Source organism: Herbaspirillum lusitanum P6-12, assembly GCF_000256565.1.
Taxonomy (GTDB): Bacteria; Pseudomonadota; Gammaproteobacteria; order Burkholderiales; family Burkholderiaceae_D; genus Herbaspirillum; species Herbaspirillum lusitanum.
Window position 1 is genome coordinate 1 of record NZ_AJHH01000136.1, and the last position, 1,317, is coordinate 1,317.

The following is a 1,317-nucleotide window of genomic DNA, read 5'->3' on the forward strand; positions in this document are numbered from 1 at the left end:
TTCCGGAGCAATTGCTGGAGTCGGAACTGTTCGGCCACGTCAAGGGCGCCTTCACCGGCGCAGTCGAGCATCGCAAGGGTTTGTTCCAGGCGGCCGACGGCGGCACGCTGTTCCTCGACGAGATCGGCGACATGCCGTTGCCGCTGCAGGTCAAGCTATTGCGCGTGCTGCAGGAGCGGACGGTGCGTCCGGTCGGCGCCAACGACAGCACGCCGGTGGATGTGCGCATCCTTTCGGCTACCCATCGCAACCTGGACGCGGCGATGGCCGACGGTTCCTTCCGCGAAGATCTCTACTACCGGCTCAACGTCGTCACGCTGTCGCTGCCGCTGCTGGTCGAACGGCGTGAAGATATCGCCTTGCTGGCCAATCATTTCCTGCAGGCAATCGCCGAGCGATATCAGAAGAAACTCAACGGCTTCGCCCCCGACGCCCTGGAAATACTGATGATGGCCTCCTGGCCCGGCAACGTGCGCCAGCTATATAACGTGGTCGAGCAGGTGTGCGCGCTGTCGACCGCACCGCTGATCCCGGCCGCGCTGGTGCAGCGCGCCCTGCGGGTGCCGGCGCTGGAGGTCTTGCGCTATGCGGACGCCAAGCAGCGTTTCGAGCGCGATTACCTGATCCAGCTGCTCAAATTGACCGACGGCAATGTTGCCGACGCGGCCCGATTGGCCGACCGCAATCGGACCGAGTTCTATCGTCTGTTACAGAAGAATGGGCTAGATCCACGGCTTTTCCGCGGAGATGAAGAAGACGTCGCTATCGAGCGACAAGAATAAGTCTTTTTAAATCAATGGCTTAGGTTTTTTTGGTGGTCTGGCGTCGCTCTCAGGCGACGAAAAACAGTGGTTTTTGAGGGGAGAAACGTCGACTGGCTTGGTCGGTATTCCCCAAGTCATTGAAATCATTGAGTTAATTCATCCTGGCATGGCCTTTGCGAAAGAGAGGGGCAGGTAGCGCGAATGCGTTGTCTCTCTTTTTCATACTATAAGGACCTCATCATGCAAAAGACCAAAACCATCTCGACACTGGTTGCCGCCGCCTTCCTGACCGCGGCCGTAGCCGCTCCTGCCGTCTACGCAGCCGATACCTCCACCGGTTCGTCTTCCGCCAGCACTACGCAGAAAGCCGGCGCCTATGTAGACGACTCCGTCATCACCGCCAAGGTCAAGGCGGCCTTCGTGGAAGACAGCCAGGTGTCCGCCCTGAAGATCAAGGTCACCACCAAAAAGGGCATCGTTACTCTTGCCGGCCCAGTGCCTAATGCCGACGTCGCGCGCGCGCGCGCGGTATCCAAGGCCAAGGCCATGGACC

2 protein-coding genes are annotated in these 1,317 nt (G+C 59.8%); both read left to right on the forward strand.

The features are described from left to right. On the forward strand, positions 1 to 782 hold a 782-nt coding region (locus tag HLUSI_RS0104785), incomplete at its 5' end, for a sigma 54-interacting transcriptional regulator (RefSeq protein WP_016832893.1). A 222-nt stretch (positions 783 to 1,004) separates the two neighbouring features. Beyond that, positions 1,005 to 1,317, forward strand: a 313-nt coding sequence (locus tag HLUSI_RS0104790; protein WP_016832894.1) for a BON domain-containing protein, incomplete at its 3' end; no start/stop codon positions are given.